1 protein-coding gene is annotated in these 1,477 nt (G+C 56.6%); it reads right to left on the reverse strand.

Features of this window, described 5'->3' with window-relative positions; translation table 11 throughout:
* Positions 1–128: 128 nt before the first annotated feature.
* Entirely contained in the window at positions 129–1,475 is a 1,347-nt protein-coding gene (locus tag J3456_RS19390) for an ISNCY family transposase (RefSeq protein WP_349581895.1), read from the reverse strand.
* Positions 1,476–1,477 lie beyond the last annotated feature (2 nt).

Consider the following 1,477-nt stretch of genomic DNA (forward strand, 5'->3'; position numbering starts at 1 on the left):
CAGCCTGGATCGATGTCTGTCTTGTAAATTTCGACCGTCAGAATGTGCCCGTCGATTTCTACGTCGGCGCACAGGTCTGAGAAGATCACTTCAACGTCGTCATCAGCATTCATAAGTTAGGCTTGGGCCTATTCCGCGGTCTGTGCAATCTTATTCTTGGCGTGCGATCCTGACGGGCGCCCTGGTTGGCGCCCATTGGGTTTGTATCCCATTTTCTCTGAGTTCGTCCGGACCTTCGGTTTTGGCGGCGCGGCGTCCTGCATCTCTTTGATATGTTCCAGCACGGCGCTTAGACGTTTGTGGTCGGTGATCGCCGCATGGGTGACGCGTTGATCCATATCGAAGACTTTGTAGGGCAGGGAGCGCCCCTTTGAACGCACCTCAAACCGGCCATCCACAAAGGCATAGGTGTCGACGTATTTGCCAACGAGGCCGCGCGTGGTCTCGTTCTCTTCAAGTATGATGCGCTTGCGGTCATAGGAAAACGTCAGCTGCTTGCCGACATAACGGTTCTCCCGCCAGCACAGCACATCGGCCAGCCGATGCGGCTCGACGTTGAGTGTGCGGTGTAGGTTGTCCGGCTTGGCCGGTGCCTTTGTGAACCTAGCGTTATGGCGCTCTTTAAAATCTTGTAGATAGGCGTTTCCCGCTTCCATGTCAGAGATGCCTGCGATCCGTAATTCTTTGACAAGACGGTCCTGAAGCGTGCGGTTGGCGCGCTCAACACGGCCCTTGGCCTGGCTCGAATTGGCGCAAAGGATCTCGATGTTCAACTCGCTCAGTGCGCGGCCAAACTGTGTGGTCCGCGCGCCGCCCTTGGCGTCTTCTTTGGCCACCCGAAACACCGAGTGCTTGTCGGAATAGAACGCGACGGGACGACCATGTTTGTGCAGATAGCCCTCCAAAGCCTCAAAATAGCTAAAGGTGCTTTCCGACTTCACAAACCGTAGCTCCATCAGCGAGCTGGTCGCGTCATCAATGAACACCAGCAGGGTGCAGGGCGCGGCGCGGTCTTCAAACCAACGGTGATCCGAGCCATCAATCTGGATCAGTTCTCCAAAGCATTCTCGACGCAAACGCGGTTGGTGAAACTGACGTCGCTGCTTGCGCGGTAGCCAGATCCCATCTTCTTGCATCCACTTGCGAACCGTCTCTCGCGAAACTCTGAACCCATGATGTTCGGCCAGCATCTCCGCCGCCAATGTCGGGCCGAAGTCGGGATACTGCTCCTTAATGACAGACAAAGCAAAGTCACGCTTCGCGGAGTGGATTTGGTTGTTCGGCGCGCGTCCGCGAGACCCGTGCCGGATCGCCGACGCGCCATCCTTGCGATACCGCTTCAATAGCCTGAAGATTTGCCGCCGGGTCAGACCCAGCATGTGGGCCGCATTGTTAACGGTCAGCCGGTCATCATCGACCTGTGCCAAAACTTCCACGCGGTTCAACTCGCGCTCGCTCATCATCACCCATCCCATGT

It is taken from the genome of Sulfitobacter sp. NFXS29, assembly GCF_040148765.1.
Classification (GTDB): Bacteria; Pseudomonadota; Alphaproteobacteria; order Rhodobacterales; family Rhodobacteraceae; genus Sulfitobacter.

Coding starts and splice junctions, on each gene's coding strand:
- J3456_RS19390 (WP_349581895.1), bottom strand. CDS start 1,475: ATGGGATGGGTGATGATGAGCGAGCGCGAGTTGAACCGCGTGGAAGTT.